Raw genomic sequence first — 15,608 nt, 5'->3', positions numbered from 1 at the left:
GACTTATCGCGGGTCAAGCCCGCTCCTACAGAGGAAGTAGTGATCCTGTGGGAGCGGGCTTGACCCGCGATGCTTTTCAGCCCTGCAACGCCTGGCTCAAGGCAGCAGCACGCTTGCCCAGCAACAAATGCCAGGTCCCGTCCGCCAGCGGACTGACCCCCTGGCACCCCAGCGCCAACAGGCGCTCGCGCGCGACCTTGCGCGCATCCTTGAGCTCGATCCGCACCCGGGTCAGGGCCACGCAATCCACTTTCAGCAAGTTGTCCTTGCCGCCCAATGCACTCAGCCAGTCTTCAGCGGCCATGCTTTCGCTCGCCTCGGCTTTCACTTGCGGCTCTTCGACGACATTCGCCAGGGCATGGGGCAGCTGGTTGCGAATCTCGTCGGCAATGGTGTCGGCCAGCGGCCCGACCACCACCTGCAGGCTGCCGCCGGAACCCGGACGCACCACGGCCATCGCGCCGAGGGTTTTCAGTACGCCGTCCTGAGCCAGGCCGCGATCCTTGAGTAGCAGGCGCAGGCGCGTGGTGCAGGCATCTACCGAGAGCAGATTGGCGGCGCCGCCGAGGGCATCGATGTAGCGCTTGCCGCGTGGTGCGCTAGCGTCCTGGACTGGAGCTTCTTCGCTGGGCTGGTCTTCGCGGCCCGGGGTTTTCAGGTTGAAGCGGCGGATACAGAAGTCGAAAACGAAGTAGTACACCAGCGCATACAAAAGCCCGACCGGGAACACCATCCAGCCATTGGTCGAGCGGCCCCAGCCCAGGGCCATGTCGATGGCGCCACCGGAGAAGGTAAAGCCCAGGCGGATGTTGAGCAGATCGCACAGGGCCATGGCCAGGCCGGTGAGTACGGCATGGATCAGGAACAGCAGGGGAGCGAGGAACATGAAGGCGAATTCGATCGGCTCGGTAACGCCGGTGAGTGCCGAGGTCAGGGCCATCGACAGGAGGATGCCGCCAATCAGTTTGCGCCGCCCCGGCAGGGCATGACGGTACATGGCCAGGCAAGCGGCAGGCAGGCCGAAGATCATCATCGGGAACATCCCGGCCATGAACTGCCCGGCTTGCGGATCGCCGGCGAAGTAGCGGGTCAGATCACCGGTTACAAGCAAGCCGTTGGTGCCCTGGAAGCTGCCGAACACGAACCACACCAGGTTGTTGAGGATATGGTGCAGGCCAGTGACGATCAGCAGGCGGTTGAGCACGCCGAAGAAGAACGCGCCGATGCTGCCGCTGTCGAGCATCAGCTTGCCCAGGCTATTGATGCCATCCTGCACATGCGGCCAGATCAAGCCGAACAGCAGCCCCAGGCCCACCGCCGACAAACCGGTGGCAATCGGCACGAAACGCCGGCCACCGAAGAAGGCCAGGTACTCGGGTAGCTTGATGTCCTTGAAACGGTTGTACAGCGCACCGCCGAGCAGGCCGCACAGAATCCCGGCGAGCATGCCCATGTCGATGTGCGGGTCGATGACCTTGAGGGTCGAGACCAGCACCAGGTAACCAATGGCCCCGGCCAGGCCCGCGGTGCCGTTGTTGTCGCGGGCAAAGCCGACGGCAATGCCGATGGCGAAGATCAGCGCCAGGTTGGCGAAAATCGCGTTGCCGGCATCGTGGATCAGGGCGATGTCCAACAGGTCGGTATCGCCCAGACGCAGCAGCAGGCCGGCAATCGGCAGGATGGCGATGGGCAGCATGAGGGCGCGGCCGAGCCGTTGCAGGCCCTGGATGAAGTGCTGGTACATGGTGCGCTCCGGTTATTGTTCTGTGCTGAGTGGGGAGTGGCGGTGGTGTAGCGGGCGTGCGGCGAAATCGCGGCAGGCCTGGCGCACGGCGCGGGCGCTGGACAAGCCCAGCAGCTGCTGGCTGAAGGTGCGGCATTCACTGCTGTCGAGCTGGCGAACGCGCTCCTTGATCTCGCCGACTTGCGGAGCGCTGACCGACAGCTCGCTGACCCCGAGGCCAACCAGCACTGCGGTGGCCAGCGGCTCCGAGGCCAGCGCGCCGCACACCCCGACCCAGCGGCCATGGCGGGCGGCGCCCTGGCAGGTCAGGTCGATCAGGCGCAGCAGCGCCGGGTGCAGGGCGTCGACGCGGGCGGCCAGACCCGCGTGGTCACGGTCCATGGCCAGGGTGTACTGGGACAGGTCGTTGGTACCGATCGAGAAAAAATCGGCGTGTTCGGCCAGGCGCTCGGCGAGCAGGGCGGCGGCCGGGACTTCGATCATCACCCCAAGTTCGGCGCGCTGGTGAATACCCAGCTCGGTGGCCAGGCGGTCCAGGCGCTGGCGGATATCCAGCAGTTCATCGACCTCGCTGACCATCGGCAGCATGATCCGGCAGCGGCGCTGCGGGCTGACCTGCAGCAGGGCACGCAATTGCAGGTCGAGCAGCTCGGGGCGCACTTGGCCCAGGCGAATGCCGCGCAGGCCGAGTACCGGGTTGGCCTCGTGGGGCAGGGGCAGGTAGTCCAGTTGCTTGTCGCCGCCGACATCGATGGTACGGATGATCACCGGGCGATCGCCCATGGCATCCAGTACTGCCTGGTAGGCGCTGAGTTGCTCTTGTTCATCCGGGGCGGTGTGGCGGTCGACGAAGAGGAATTCGGTGCGCAACAGGCCGACGCCGTCGGCGCCAAGAGTCAGGGCCTGGGCAGCTTCGGCCGCCGAGGCGACATTGGCGGCGACTTCGATCAGGCGCCCGTCACGGGTCTGGGCGCTGCCCTGGGCGGCGGCTTGTTGCTGTTGGCGGCGTTGCTGCTGTTGCTGGCGAAGCTGCGCAACTTCGGCCAGGCGTTCGGCGTCTGGCGCGGTTTCCAGCCGGGCCTGCTCGCCGTCCACCACCAGTACCTGGCCGGCCTGCAGGTTCAACAGCTCCGGGCCCAGGGCAACCAGGCACGGCAGGCCACGGGCGCGGGCGAGGATGGCTACGTGCGAAGTGGCGCCCCCGGCGACCATGCACAGCCCGGCCACCGCGTGCTTGTCGAGCAGCAGCAGGTCCGAGGGCGTCAGTTCATGGGCGGCGACAATTGCCGACGGCGGCAGTTCGAGTTCGCGGGTTTCGCCGAGCAGGGCGCGCAATACCCGTTGCTGCAAATCCTGCAGGTCATTGGCGCGCTCGGCCAGTAGCGGTTTGTCGAGGGCCTTGAGAATCGCGCACTGGGCATCGATGGCCTGACTCCAGGAGTGGCTGGCGGCAATGCCCTGGTCGATGCGCTGACGTGCTGCGTCAATCAGCGACGGATCGTCGAGCAGTGCCAGGTGTGCTTCGAAAATGGCCGCCGCATCACCTTGTTGCAGGTGCTGCAAGTCGCCTTCAATGGCGGCCTTGACGCTCACCAGTGCGGCGTCCAGGGCCTGGTGCTGCGCAGCGGGTGTATGGCCACCGGGGTCTGGTGGCAGGCGTATCCCGTCCAGACGCGCCAGCGGGCCGAAGGCCAGGCCCGGCGATGCGCAGACACCGTTGAGGATGCCGGGCTGCAGGTTGGCGACGGGTGTGGCCTGAGCACTGATGGCAGGGGCGGCATGCTGTTCGCCGACGCTCGCGGTGGTGACTGCTGCCAATAGTGCCTGCAGCGCCTGCGCACTGTCGGCACCGCTGCAAACAATTTCAACTTCATCCTGCTCGCCGACACCCAGGCCCATGATCGCCACCAGGCTGTTGAGCGCGGCGACCTGGCCGTTGAAGTGCAGCTCGGCGCGGCTGCCAAAGCCCTGGGCTGTATGGCGCAGCAAGGCCGCAGGGCGCGCGTGCAAGCCGCCGTGATGAGCGACCCTGGCGCTACCGCGCACGGTTTCGCCGTTGCTGGCTGCTTTGCCTTCAGTGGCGCTGGCAGTGGGGATGACATCCAGCAGCGGTGCACCCAATGCCACCGAGCGAGTGGTGCGCGGCAGCAAGCGGTAGTCGCTGCTGTTGCTGAGGATCATCACCGTGATCAGGCTGGTGCAGTGTTGCGCCACCAGGTCGAGGTCAAAGCGGATCAGCGGCTGGCCACGTTCGACCCGTTCGCCGTTGGCCACCAGTGCTTCGAAGCCGCGGCCCTGCAGCTGCACGGTATCCAGGCCGATGTGCATGAGGACCTCGGCGCCGTTGTCGGCGCGCAGGGTCAGGGCGTGCAGGGTTTTCGCCAGGTGGATGACGGTGCCGGCGCAAGGCGCCTGCAGGCAGTCGTTGAGCGGGTCGATGGCGATGCCGTTGCCCAGGGTGCCGCCAGCGAACACCGGGTCGGGCACCTGGTCGAGCGGCAATAGCGGGCCTTCGAGGGGGGCATGGAGGGTGATGTTCTTGTTGTTGGGCATGCGCAAGGTCCTCGGTGCCTCAGTGAGTTCGGGTCACTTTGCTCAAGTGACGGGGCTGATCCGGGTCCATGCCACGCGCCTCGGCCAGGCCTGCGGCCATGACATAGAAGCTCATGATCGCCAGCAGCGGATCGAGGCCCGGGTGGGCGGCGCAGCTTAAGGTCAGGTTGCGCTGGGGGATGTCCGCCGGCGCCGCCAGCAGCACCTTGGCGCCACGCTGGCGCATGTCTTCGGCCAACTGCAACAGGCCGGCCTGCTCGACGCCACGAGGCGCCAATACCAGCAACGGGTAATGGGCATCGATCAGCGCCATCGGGCCATGACGCACCTCGGCGCTGCTGAAGGCTTCGGCCTGGATCGCCGAGGTTTCCTTGAACTTGAGCGCCGCTTCCTGGGCGATGGCAAAGCCGGCGCCACGGCCGATGACCATCAGCCGCTGGCAGTCGCGCAGTTGCTCGATGGCCAGGCTCCAGTCTTGTTCGGCGGCTTCACGCAGTTGCCCGGGTAGAGCCAGGCCGGCGTCGAGCAGCGCCGGGTCCTGCTGCCACTGGGCGACCAGGCGGGCGCTGGCGCTGAGGGTGGCGATAAAGCTCTTGGTCGCGGCAACGCTCAACTCGGGGCCAGCGCACAGCGGCAGGTGGTACTGGCAGGCCTGTTCCAGTGGCGAGTCTTCGGCATTGACCAGCGCCAGGGTGGTGGCGCCGCGTTCGCGCAGGGTGCGCAGGCTGTCGACCAGGTCCGGGCTCTGGCCCGACTGGGAAAAGCCCAGGGCCACCTGGCCGCGCACCTGCAGGGGCGAGTTCTGCAGGGTCACCACCGACATCGGCAGCGAGGCCACCGGCAGGCCAAGCTGCTGCATGGCCAGGTAGGCAAAGTAGCTGGCGGCGTGGTCCGAGCTGCCGCGGGCGACCGTCAGGGCAACCTGCGGCGCGAGGCTGCGCAGCTGTTCGGCGACGCTGGCAATACGCGCGTCGCAGCGCTGCAACTGGGTCTGCACAACGTTGGCCGCGGCCAGGGCCTCGGCAAGCATCTTAGAGCTCAAGGTGTTCTCCTTCGACCATTACGCCGATCAGGTTGAGGTTGCGATCCAGGCTCACGGCGTCGGCCCAGCTACCGGGCTGCAGGCGCCCGCGCTCTTGCAGGCCGAGGTAGTCGGCGGGGAACTGCGACAGGCGCTGGGAGGCTTCGGCCAGGGGCAGGCCGATCTTCACCAGGTTGCGCAGGGCCTGGTCCATGGTCAGGGTGCTGCCGGCGAGAGTGCCGTCGGCCAGGCGCACGCCGCCCAGGCATTTGGTCACGGTGTGGCTGCCAAGTTTGTACTCGCCATCGGGCATGCCCGCGGCGGCAGTGGAATCGGTCACGCAGTACAGGCAAGGAATCGAGCGCAGGGCCACGCGGATGGCGCCGGGGTGCACGTGCAGCAGGTCGGGAATCAGCTCGGCAAAGCGCGCATGGGCCAGGGCCGCGCCGACGATGCCCGGCTCGCGGTGGTGCAGCGGGCTCATGGCGTTGTACAGGTGGGTAAAGCTGGTGGCGCCGGCTTCCAGGGCTGCCACGCCTTCTTCGTAGCTGCCCAGGGTATGGCCGATCTGCAGGCGCACGCCGCGCTCGCTCAAGGTGCGGATCAACGGCAGGTGGCCGGCGACTTCCGGGGCGATGGTGATCACCTTGATCGGTGCCAGGGCCAGGTAGGCGTCGACCTCTTCGAGCAGCCCCAGGTGGGCGAAGTTCGGCTGCGCGCCGAGCTTGCCGGGGTTGATGTACGGGCCTTCCAGATGCACACCGAGCACCCGCGCGCCGTCGCTGCGCGGTTGGCGAACGTACTCGCCGAGGGCGCCGAGCACCTGGGTCAGTTCTTCCTTCGGCGCGGTCATGGTGGTGGCCAGCAACGAGGTGGTGCCGAAGCGCACGTGGGTGCGGGCAATGGTGGCGAACGCCTGGGCGCCCTCCATGATGTCGCTGCCACCGCCGCCATGCACGTGCAGGTCGATGAAACCGGGCAGCAGGTAGGGCAGATCGTTGCCCTGCGGGTCGCAGGGCTGGCCGTCGATGGCGGCGACGCGGCCGTCACGCAGCGACAGGCGTCCGCGTACCCAGCCCGTCGGGGTGAGTATGTTGTGTTCGCTCATGGGGGCTCCGCTAGCGTCGCAGCTCGGCGACAAAGTCGTAGTAATCGTCGCGACAGTAGGTGTCGGTCAGTTCGATGGGGGTGTTGTCGTCGAGGTAGCCGACCCGGGTCATCAGCAGCATGGCGGTGCCGGGCTCGATGCCGACCCGCGCCGCCAGCTCGGCGCTGGCGTTGATTGCGCGAATATGTTGCAGGGCGCGCACCACCGGCTTGCCGATCTGGTCGAGGTACTGGTACAGCGAATCGCCGATAGCCTCGGGGTTGCCCAGCAAGCGCGCGGGCAGGGTGCTGTACTCGACGGCCATGACGATGTCATCGGCCTTGCGCAGGCGCTTGAGGTGCACCACCTGTTCGTTGGGCGACAGGCCCAGGCGCACCAGCTCATCGGCAGACGGCGCATCGACGCTACGCTCCAGCCACTGCGAACTGGGCGTGAAGCCCTTCATGCGGAGCATTTCGCTGAAGCTCGACAGCCGCGAGAGTGGTTGTTCCAGGCGCGGGGTAATGAAGGTACCGGAGCCCTGGATACGGCGGATCAGGCCTTGTTCGAGCAGTACTTCCAGAGCCTTGCGTGCAGTCACCCGGGAGATATCCAGGGCTTCGCTGAGGCTGCGTTCCGACGGCAATGCCTGTTCGGCTTTCCATTGCCCGGCGTGGATGGCCTGTTCCAGGTTGCGCGCCAACTGAAGGTACAAGGGCGTGGCCAGAGTGTCGTCGGGGCGCAGGGCGGTCAACGGAGGCATGGCGGTAGCTTCAGGTGGCGAGTGGTATTAAAAATTTAATACCACTTGCATACCACGTCAATACCACTTGTCAGCCTGTTTCATTTTGCGTCGTCATCATTCGACTCAACCTCAGACTGTTGGTCAGCCAGGGCTTGTCGTGCCGCCTGTTCGATAAAATCGAATACGTGGGCGGGAACCGTGTATTGAAACTGCTTACGCCGGTGCCTGGACACGACACCACCATTGGTCAGGCACATCATGACCAGATTCGAAAGCTCGCTGCCGCGCACGTCAAATTGCTCGTCGACGGCTTTGTAAACGCTATCGAAACAGGCCAGGAAGGTCGTTTCTTCGCGCAGTTCCACTTCAAGCGCATGCTTGGCCATTTCCAGGGTGAAGGCCACGCAAGGCGTTGCATCCCAGTAACGGTAGACGGCCGCATCACCACGGAACTGGAAGTTCAACTGCCCGAAGTCAATCCACTGGACATCCCAAAAATCCCTCACGGGTCGGGAGAAGCTTTGCAGAGCTTGCAGGTATCCTCGCTCGTTCCGTTTCATGGCAACCGACACGGGAAGCAACAGGCCGTTGTCCAGAGCGCCGGCCCGGCACAATGTCTGATGGATCAGGAAGCGAGAAAGCCGACCGTTACCATCCATGAAGGGATGGAGCAGGACAAAGCCGAAGGAGATGACCCCGGCTGCCACCAGTGGATCGGTGCGGGCTGCATCTTCATTGGCAAAGTGCATCAATGATTCCATCAGCTCCCGGCAGAGCTCCGCTGGGGGAGGAACGTAGGTCACACCCGCAGCGCCTTGCAGGGCACCGGCAAGATGGTTCTGTTCATGCCTGAAGGCGCCAGCCATGTCATACGGGTTGCTGATCGTGGCGTTCTGCAAGGCGACCAGATAGTCCTCGGTTAGCGGCTGGCGTTCGTGGGCCTGGCGCAGCAACTGTATGAACTTGCGCGATTTGTCTTCACTGGGCGCTTCCCGTTCGATGGCGAAAGAGTCCTTGGTTTCGTGCAAGTACGCCCAGTTGATTGCGCGGTCCATCATGATGGGCGGCAGAGACTGCATGAATGCCCTGGCTCGTCCGGGAATGTCGTAGTCGAGCAGGGCTTTGATGTGCGGCGTACGTTCGACTGTGGCGCAGTAAGCCAGTGAACCGAGGCCATTGAACTCGACCCGCCACCTGGAGCTTCGCTCCCCAGGCTTGGTGATGTAGTGTTCAGGATCGAAAAGGTCCACGAAAGGGCCACGGACCGGGGCTTGCTGCTTCAGCAACTCGCCAGAGAACGCCTCGCGTAAATAGCAGGCCTTACGGATGTATATCCCGTTGGGTGTTGAGCGCAGGGCATCTTCGAATGCTTCGGCGGGGATCTTCGGCAGCGCCTGGGCCAATAGCGCAAGGTTGATCCCTTCGTGCTTCAGGGCAAACAGCGCATGACCCAGCAAGTCGTTGGCCGCAGGCGCAATGGCGGCGGGTACGGCCAAGGTGGTACCGATTTGCTGGATACGCGTAACCGGCTGAACGACAGCCGGTAGCTGCAGCGGTACTACCGTCAGTTGAAGCTGCTGATGAAGATGGGCGTAGCCAACCGCTTGCATGCCGGAAATCCTGTTTTTCGGTTTCAAAGGCCAGGATTTTCTTCACTGGCCCATGAAAATCTTCAGATTTCTCGAGTATGCCGATTTTTTCTTTAGTTGCCAGGCTCATTTGAGGCCTGAAGGCTGACTGGCATTGTGCGCTGTTCTTTGCGCTCGACCGCCGCACAGGCCAGCAAACCGACCTCAAACAAGATCCACATCGGCACCGCCAGCAGGGTTTGCGAAAACACGTCCGGCGGAGTCAGGAGCATGCCGACGACGAAGCAGCCGACGATCACGTAAGGGCGACTTTTGCGCAGGGTACCGACGTCGGTGACCCCGGCCCAGACGATGATGAAGGTCGCCACCGGGATTTCGAACGCCAGGCCAAAGGCCAGGAACAGGGCAAGAATGAAGTCCAGGTACAGGCCGATGTCGGTCATCATCGCCACGCCATCCGGGGTGACGCTGGCAAAGAAGCCGAACATCATCGGAAAGACCACGAAGAAGGCGAAGGCCATGCCCGAGTAGAACAGCACGATGCTCGACACCAGCAGCGGCAGGGCGATGCGCCGTTCCTGGCGGTACATCGCCGGGGCAATGAAGCTCCAGGCCTGGTGCAGCAGCACCGGCATGGCGACGAACAGCGCCGCCATCAGGGTCAGTTTGAACGGCGCGAGGAACGGCGAGGTGACGCTGGTGGCAATCATGCTCGCGCCTTCGGGCAGATAGCGGCGCAGCGGTTCCGAGACCTGGGTGTACAGGGTCTGGGCAAACGGCAACAGGCCGAGGAATACCACGGCGATGGCCAGCAGGCAGCGCACCAGGCGCCTGTGCAGTTCGCGCAGGTGAGCGGTGAGCGGCATGCCGGGGTCTTGGCTTGCTGTGTTCATCAGGAGTTTCCGCTGGTTGGGCTGTGGTCCGGCTGCAGGCTGACGCCGCGGCGCAGGTCCTGTTCAAGGCGCTGCAAGGGCAGGGCATCGAGTTCCTGGCTCAGGGCCTGGGTGTCCAGTTCGCGCTCGACCTGGGCCTTGATCGAGGCCATGGCGCGCTTGGCCTGGCCCAGGCCGCGGCCCAGGGTGCGCGCCGCCGCCGGCAGGCGCTCGGGGCCAAGCACCAGCAGGGCGACGATGGCCACCAGCAGCAGTTCGGTAAAACCGACTTCGAACATCAGCGCTGGTGTTCCGCTTGCTGCACGCTGTCGGCCTGCAGCGGCGCCTGGGGTTTGACCGGGCTTACGGCTTCGTCCGTGGCCGGGCCGTTGCCCATGGATTTGCGAAAGCCCTGGATCGCCTCGCCGACATCCGCACCCAGGCCCTTGAGGCGCTTGGTGCCGAACAGCATGAACACGATCACCAAGACGATAAGCAACTGCCAGATCCCGATACCACCCATGAAAAATGCTCCAAGCTCATGAAAAAGAAGGCCTTATCCTGCCTGCGCTTTGTGACGCAAAAGTGACGTGCAGCTGTATTTGCCATGTGCCTGCAACATCCGTTGTGTTGACTGACGGCTCATTGGCTAGGGATGTGCAGTTCATGGGTGCGAAGCGGCAACAAGGAGCGGCGCTGTTGATGGTGCTGGTGGTGCTGGCGATGCTCGCAGGCGGCCTGACCTGGCTGGTGCAGGACGGTCGCCAGCAGATCGACAGCGTGCGCCTGGTGCAGCAACGGGTGCAGGCCAGGGCCATGGAAACCGCCGGCCTGGCCTTTGCCGAGCAGGCCCTGAAAGACCCGGCCTGGCGCGCCAGCCCGCTGTTCTGGCAGGCGCTGCGCGGGCAGCCGCTGTCTTATGCCTTTGCCGGCGGCTCGGCGGCCTTGCGCATCCGCGACCTGCACAGCTGTTTCAACGTCAACGCGCTGATTGGCGAGGAGAGCGAACGGGCCGCGCGGCAGTTGCGTTACCTGCTGGGCGATGACATGGCCGCGCAACGCTTGACCGATGCCCTGGCCGACTGGATTGACAGCGACGGCCAGGCCCGGCTCAGCGGCGCCGACAGCGACCAGTACCTGCGCCAGTCACCTGCGCGCCTGGCGGCCAACCAGATGATGGTCGACATGAGTGAGCTGAACCTGCTGCTTGAGCCCGATGCCAGCCGCCAGCAACGCTATCCACAGTTGTGCGCGCTGCCGCAGACCAGCGGCTGGCGGCTGAACGCCAATGCCTTGAGCCTGGAGCAGTTGCCATTGCTTGAAGCGCTGTACGAAGGGGAGGTGTCACGTTCGCTGCTGACCCGGATCATCACCGGCCGGCCTGCTGGCGGTTATCACGATGCGGGTGCGTTGCGCCAGGCACTGGGGGCGATGGACGACGCAACATTCGCACGGTTGAGCGAAGGCTTGCTGCTCAACAGCGGTGACTTTGCCTTGCAGCTGGAATTCGAACAGGACGGGCAGAAGATGCGCAGCGAGTTTCAACTGCGCGCACGCGGGATCGTGCAGTGGCACGCGCTGGTGCCGGTCCAGCAGGTGCAGGTGATCAGCCGCTCGCCGCAACCCTGGTAAGGGCTGCGCCGAGCGTTGCTTGGGTTACACGCCGATTTCACCGCCATCGGCACGCTGGATCACCACGGTCGAGGCCCGTGGCCGCACCTTGGTGCCGGCCGGGGTAACGGCAGTGGCGACGTCGGTAGACGGCCAGTTGTCCGGGTGCTGGATGTTGACGAAGATCGACTTGTTGTCGGGGGTGAAGGCAATGCCGGTGACTTCGCAGCCGTTGGGGCCGACGAAGAAGCGGCGCAGGTCGACCTGGTTCTTGGCGTTGACCGGCACCTGCTTGCCCGCAGCGTCGACCAGGTCGGTGGGGATCACCGCCAGCATCTGGTCGTTGGTGTAGTCGGTCAGGGTTTTTTCACCGTTGTCGGTCTGGAACCAGAGGATGCCGCGGCTATCGAAGCTCATGCCGTCGGGGCTGGCGAACTGGTTGAGTTCGGTCAGGCCCGAGCGGTTGATGTCGGCAGTGCCGGCGGCGTTGGCGCCAAACACGAAGATATCCCAGCTGAAGCTCAACTGATCGTCGCTGTCGTGCCAGCGGATGATATGGCCGTGGCGGTTCGGCCCGCGCGGGTTGGCGGCATCGACCTTGGCCGCGGTGCGTGCGCTGTTGTTGGTCAGGGTCAGGTACACGTCGCCATTGAGCGGGTTGACCGTGGTCCATTCCGGGCGGTCCATCGGCGTCGCGCCGAGGGCGTCGGCAGCGCCGCGGGTGTTGAGGATGATCCCCGGCAAGTCGCCGTAGATCGAGCCCAGGGTCTTGCCGCTGCTGGTCGGGGTGTTGACGTCGAGCAGCAGCCACACGCCCGAGCCGTCGGCGTTGAAGCGGGCGACGTACAGCTTGCCCTGGTCCATGTACTTGTTGCCGGTGGCCAGGCGGTCGGCCGGGTTGGCATCGGCCGCTTCCCACAGCGCGCTGGAGACGAATTTGTACAGGTACTCGTTGTTGGAGTCGTCGCCCATGTACCAGACCAGCGGCTTGCCCACCACCGGCAGCCCCGGGCAGCAGCCCTCGTGGCGGAAGCGCCCGAGCGCGGTGCGTTTTACCGCAAGGGTATTGGCCGTGTACGGGTCGATCTCGACGATGTAGCCGTAGGTGCTGGCTTCGTTACGGAAGTCCTCGGTGGCGCTGGCGCCGCTCGGGGTGACGTTGAAGCGGCTGAATTCACCGTCCACTTCGCTTGGGTCACCGGCGACGCTTTCCCACTTGTAGTTACCGGCCTTGGTGCCGACGCCAATGCGCTTCTGGTCGGCCGGCAGGGTGGCGCTGGTGTTGACGAAAATCCCCGGCCAGTTCTCTTCGCAGGTCAGGTAGGTGCCCCAAGGGGTGTAGCCGTTGCCGCAGTTGTTGTTGGTGCCGCGGGCCTGGGTGCCGTTTTTTGAGAAGCGCGTCTTGACGTGCTCGCTGCCGCGCAGGGGGCCTGCGATGTTCATCACCGTGGCGGTGGTGAAGCGGCGGTTGAGCGGGTCGTTGTCGACCACCTGCCAGCGGCCGCTGACTTTCTTCAGGCGGATCACACCGGCGCCATGGGCGTTGATTTCCTTGCGCACTTCCTCGACCGGACGCTTGCCGCTGCTGTCGCTGGTTGGGCCGTTGGGGTGCAAGGCGTCGGCGTCGATGTATTCGTGGTTGATCGCCAGCAGGCCGTCTTCGGAGCTGCCGTTGATGGGGAAGAAGTGCATGCCGTCATGGTGCATGCCCACCGAGTTGGCCTGGTCGGCGGCGGTGTTGCTACCGTCGGCTTTCCACGGGTTGGCGCTGCTGTTCAGCGGCGTGCCCCAGGGCGCCAGGACGTAAGCAGTGTAGCCGGCGGCGACCACGCAGGCGTCGGTGCGCGAGCCTGGGATTGAAGTGAAGCCGAGCTTCAGTTTCGGCGGGGTTGGCGGCTCGACTACGGGTTCATCGTCATCCGAGTCGCTGCTGTCGAAGCAGCCCGTCAGGCCAGTCCCGGCAATCATCGCGATCGCGGCGCCCAGGCCACCGCGTACCACGCTGCGGCGGCTCAGGTAAGACTCCAGAACGCTGTCCATGGGCAGGTTGCCACTCTGGTTGCGGTTCAGGTTGTCGCCGGTGTCTCGACTCATCAGTTCAGTTCCTTTTGTTCAATGATGCGGCGTGAAAGAAACCGGGACTTTAGTGAGCAAGTGTGATGATTGATTGGCAGTTTTGTTAAAAGGCGTTGAAGGAAATAAATCGTTACCACCTGATTTGCCTGAGGTTTTGCCCTGGCTGTCGATTAACTGCCATCAAACTGTAATCCAGGCGCCCCAATATCCCGGCCCGACAACCAACAAGCGCGAAGGCGACGGGACAGGCTGAACATGCACAGACGGGAAGTGTTGAACTGGATCGGCGTTGGCGCTGCGGCGCCGCTGCTCACGGCCTGCGCGGGCCTGGGCGGGACGTCGGCCGGCAACGACGCGGCGCTCGATGTGCTGTATTTCGCTGACACCCTCGATGCCCGCCAGGCCGGTAAACCGGTGGTCCCGGCCACGCGCCTGGGGCCGGTCACCCACCTCGGCCAGGCGCCCTGGATGACCGGCGCCAGCGCCCGCCAGGCCCGCGCCGAACTCAACCCGCTGCTCGACGCCAGCCTCGCCGATGGTGTGCGCACCGGCGGCTACGCGGTGCTGGCGGCCTTGCTCGAGCAACTGCGCCAAGGCGCCGGGGCTGACAACTGCCTGACCCTGGAGAACGGTCAGGGCTGGAATGGCAGCGGCCTGGCCTACCTGACCCAGGGCGGTAGCGGTGTTGAAGGCAGCCAGTTGCTGGCCAGCGACGTGCGGGTCAGCAGCGATGAGCGAGTGCTGTGGCCGCAGCGTTGCACCGGCCTTTATCGGCAATATGGCAAGCCCGTGCTGGGCGCTGGCCTGGCTGCGGAGCAGGCCACCGCGCTGGGTGCTGCAGCCTTTACAGTGTTTCGCCGTGGTGGTGTGCGGGTCGCCGTGGTCGGCATCACCGACCCCTATGCCCAGGACCAGAAAGCCTCGCTCAAGCAGTGGTACCAGTCGCTGCTGCCGGCCTTCGAACAAGCCCGCGGGCAGGCAGACCTGGTGATCGCCCTGGCCGATGTCGGCACCGGCCCCGGCCTGTGGCTGGCCGAACGCCTGAGCGATGCCGACCTGCTGCTATGCGCCCGTGGCCAGGACTTCTGGCCTGAGCCTGTGACCGTGCTGCAAGCCAGCGGCAAGCGCGTGCCGGTGCTGTTCGCTGGCAATCGCGCTTGCGGCGCCTTCCAGGTGCGCTGCCAGCGAAGCGCTGGGCAATGGCAATTCAGCGCGCATTTTCATCCGGCCTTCGAAAGCAGCCTTACCCCTGGCGCCCAGGCCCGCGCCGCGCAGATCCGTGGTGTGCTGGCGCAGCAACGCGCCGGTCACGCCGCCTGGCTCGATCAACCCCTGGCGCGCGCACCGCAGGCACTGTGGCGCCGTGATACCCGCGGTGGCAGTTGGGACCGCCTGCTGCACCTGGCCCTGGCCGCCGACAGCGGCTACCCGGTGTTGCTCCCGGGCCTGCGCTACGACAGCCCCCTGGCTGCCGGCCAGGCCATCACCCGCGAACACCTGATCAGCCTGACCGGCAGCTACCCGGCGCCGGTGGTCGAGGCGCCTGCGCGGCAAGTCGAGCAGGTGCTGGAAAACGCCGCCGAGCAGTTGTTCGGTGACCCGCTATTGCTCGACAACAGCCAGGACCTGCCGCGCTGGCTGGGCCAGCCCTGGCAGTTGAGCTACAGCCCGAGCGGCAAGCGCGTCTCGGGCTTCAGCGAAACCCAGGGGCAGTGCCGCACCTTCGGCCTGCAGTACGCCTCCAGCAGTGGCGAGCCGCTGTGGCAACGGGTCGAGGCCTGGCTGGCGCAGCAGCCGACCGACTGGCAATTGCCAGCGTTGCAATTGCCGCAGCTGCGCTATGTCCAGGGCCATCCCGGTTGGCATCCCCGTGAGTTGAGCGCGTGATCCGCGCCTCGCGCCTGTTCAGCGGCGCGCTGCTGACCCTGGCCGCCTGGCTTGCCGCCCAGTGTGTTTTGCAGCTCAGCCGCACGCCGCTGCCGGCGGTGGCTGACGTCCAGCAAGCAACGCCTTTACCGGGCCTGATGGTCGGCCATTGGCAGGCCCAGGCCGACAGCGGTGAGGTGCCGCTGACCCGTTTACCGCTGGTGTACCTGGGCGGCTTGCGGGCCGTGCCGCTCAGCGCCACGGTGGTGGTGCTGCGTTACGGCCAGGCCACGCGCAGCATGCGCCGTGGCCAGCGCCTGGCGCCGGGCATCGTGCTGGAGAGCATCGATGACCAGGGCCTGATTTTCGACAACCAGGGGCGGCGCGAACGCCTGCCCTGGCCGCCACGGCCTGCCGTGACCGGCTTCAAGCGCCAAGGATGAA

General features: G+C 65.3%; 13 protein-coding genes. 3 read left to right on the top strand and 10 right to left on the bottom strand.

The features are described from left to right. Positions 1-76 precede the first annotated feature (76 nt). The 9 genes from nagE to tatA all read right to left on the bottom strand — a co-directional run bounded on the left by nagE (position 77) and on the right by tatA (position 10,134). Positions 77-1,744 (bottom strand): N-acetylglucosamine-specific PTS transporter subunit IIBC, encoded by a 1,668-nt coding sequence (nagE, locus tag ACIOVF_RS11450; RefSeq protein ID WP_401289510.1) that lies wholly within the window; start codon positions 1,742-1,744, stop codon positions 77-79. Positions 1,745-1,756: 12 nt separating this feature from the next. Further along, entirely contained in the window at positions 1,757-4,297 is a 2,541-nt protein-coding gene (gene ptsP / locus ACIOVF_RS11445) for a phosphoenolpyruvate--protein phosphotransferase (RefSeq protein WP_401289508.1), read from the bottom strand. A gap of 19 nt (positions 4,298-4,316) precedes the next feature. Further along, entirely contained in the window at positions 4,317-5,339 is a 1,023-nt protein-coding gene (locus ACIOVF_RS11440) for an SIS domain-containing protein (RefSeq protein WP_195885772.1), read from the bottom strand. Beyond that, positions 5,329-6,426, bottom strand: coding sequence for an N-acetylglucosamine-6-phosphate deacetylase (gene nagA / locus ACIOVF_RS11435; protein WP_401289505.1), 1,098 nt, complete (start codon positions 6,424-6,426; stop codon positions 5,329-5,331). The genes ACIOVF_RS11440 and nagA overlap by 11 nt, the downstream gene beginning before the upstream one ends. Before the next feature lie 10 nt (positions 6,427-6,436). Continuing rightward, positions 6,437-7,168, bottom strand: coding sequence for a GntR family transcriptional regulator (locus ACIOVF_RS11430; protein ID WP_123565693.1), 732 nt, complete (start codon positions 7,166-7,168; stop codon positions 6,437-6,439). An 80-nt stretch (positions 7,169-7,248) separates the two neighbouring features. Beyond that, entirely contained in the window at positions 7,249-8,760 is a 1,512-nt protein-coding gene (locus ACIOVF_RS11425; protein ID WP_401289502.1) for a Fic family protein, read from the bottom strand. A 92-nt stretch (positions 8,761-8,852) separates the two neighbouring features. After that, positions 8,853-9,632 carry a twin-arginine translocase subunit TatC gene (tatC, locus tag ACIOVF_RS11420; RefSeq protein WP_401289499.1) on the bottom strand — a complete coding sequence of 260 codons (780 nt, stop codon included), beginning with the start codon at positions 9,630-9,632 and terminating at the stop codon, positions 8,853-8,855. Next, positions 9,632-9,910: a Sec-independent protein translocase protein TatB gene (gene tatB, locus ACIOVF_RS11415; RefSeq protein ID WP_401289496.1), complete on the bottom strand. Its 279-nt coding sequence runs from the start codon at positions 9,908-9,910 to the stop codon at positions 9,632-9,634. Before tatB ends, tatC begins: the two co-directional genes overlap by 1 nt. Continuing rightward, positions 9,910-10,134 carry a twin-arginine translocase TatA/TatE family subunit gene (tatA, locus tag ACIOVF_RS11410; RefSeq protein ID WP_213602274.1) on the bottom strand — a complete coding sequence of 75 codons (225 nt, stop codon included), beginning with the start codon at positions 10,132-10,134 and terminating at the stop codon, positions 9,910-9,912. Before tatA ends, tatB begins: the two co-directional genes overlap by 1 nt. A 143-nt stretch (positions 10,135-10,277) precedes the next feature. Between tatA and gspK the strand changes: the two genes are divergently transcribed. Then, positions 10,278-11,243 (top strand): type II secretion system minor pseudopilin GspK, encoded by a 966-nt coding sequence (gene gspK, locus ACIOVF_RS11405; RefSeq protein WP_045196503.1) that lies wholly within the window; start codon positions 10,278-10,280, stop codon positions 11,241-11,243. 24 nt (positions 11,244-11,267) lie between these two features. Here the strand turns inward: gspK and ACIOVF_RS11400 are convergent, their stop codons facing one another. Then, the gene (locus ACIOVF_RS11400; protein WP_258596706.1) at positions 11,268-13,316 is read right to left on the bottom strand and encodes a PhoX family phosphatase; all 2,049 of its coding nucleotides are present in this window, start codon (positions 13,314-13,316) and stop codon (positions 11,268-11,270) included. A 237-nt stretch (positions 13,317-13,553) separates the two neighbouring features. Here ACIOVF_RS11400 and ACIOVF_RS11395 point away from each other — a divergent pair, with 237 nt between their 5' ends. Further along, complete coding sequence (locus ACIOVF_RS11395; RefSeq protein WP_401289491.1) at positions 13,554-15,185, top strand: lipoprotein UxpA; 1,632 nt, start codon at positions 13,554-13,556, stop codon at positions 15,183-15,185. Beyond that, positions 15,182-15,607, top strand: coding sequence for a pilus assembly protein PilZ (locus ACIOVF_RS11390; protein ID WP_401289488.1), 426 nt, complete (start codon positions 15,182-15,184; stop codon positions 15,605-15,607). The genes ACIOVF_RS11395 and ACIOVF_RS11390 overlap by 4 nt, the downstream gene beginning before the upstream one ends. Position 15,608 lies beyond the last annotated feature (1 nt).

The organism is Pseudomonas sp. NPDC087612 (assembly GCF_044743505.1).
Taxonomy (GTDB): domain Bacteria; phylum Pseudomonadota; class Gammaproteobacteria; order Pseudomonadales; family Pseudomonadaceae; genus Aquipseudomonas.
This window is presented reverse-complemented; position numbering and strand designations above follow the sequence as displayed.

Bases quoted from the DNA above. Each gene is read 5' to 3' on its own strand.
- nagE (WP_401289510.1), bottom strand. From the start codon at position 1,744: ATGTACCAGCACTTCATCCAGGGCCTGCAACGGCTCGGCCGCGCCCTC.
- ptsP (WP_401289508.1), bottom strand. From the start codon at position 4,297: ATGCCCAACAACAAGAACATCACCCTCCATGCCCCCCTCGAAGGCCCG.
- nagA (WP_401289505.1), bottom strand. From the start codon at position 6,426: ATGAGCGAACACAACATACTCACCCCGACGGGCTGGGTACGCGGACGC.
- ACIOVF_RS11430 (WP_123565693.1), bottom strand. From the start codon at position 7,168: ATGCCTCCGTTGACCGCCCTGCGCCCCGACGACACTCTGGCCACGCCC.
- ACIOVF_RS11425 (WP_401289502.1), bottom strand. From the start codon at position 8,760: ATGCAAGCGGTTGGCTACGCCCATCTTCATCAGCAGCTTCAACTGACG.
- tatC (WP_401289499.1), bottom strand. From the start codon at position 9,632: ATGAACACAGCAAGCCAAGACCCCGGCATGCCGCTCACCGCTCACCTG.
- tatB (WP_401289496.1), bottom strand. From the start codon at position 9,910: ATGTTCGAAGTCGGTTTTACCGAACTGCTGCTGGTGGCCATCGTCGCC.
- tatA (WP_213602274.1), bottom strand. From the start codon at position 10,134: ATGGGTGGTATCGGGATCTGGCAGTTGCTTATCGTCTTGGTGATCGTG.
- gspK (WP_045196503.1), top strand. From the start codon at position 10,278: ATGGGTGCGAAGCGGCAACAAGGAGCGGCGCTGTTGATGGTGCTGGTG.
- ACIOVF_RS11400 (WP_258596706.1), bottom strand. From the start codon at position 13,316: ATGAGTCGAGACACCGGCGACAACCTGAACCGCAACCAGAGTGGCAAC.
- ACIOVF_RS11395 (WP_401289491.1), top strand. From the start codon at position 13,554: ATGCACAGACGGGAAGTGTTGAACTGGATCGGCGTTGGCGCTGCGGCG.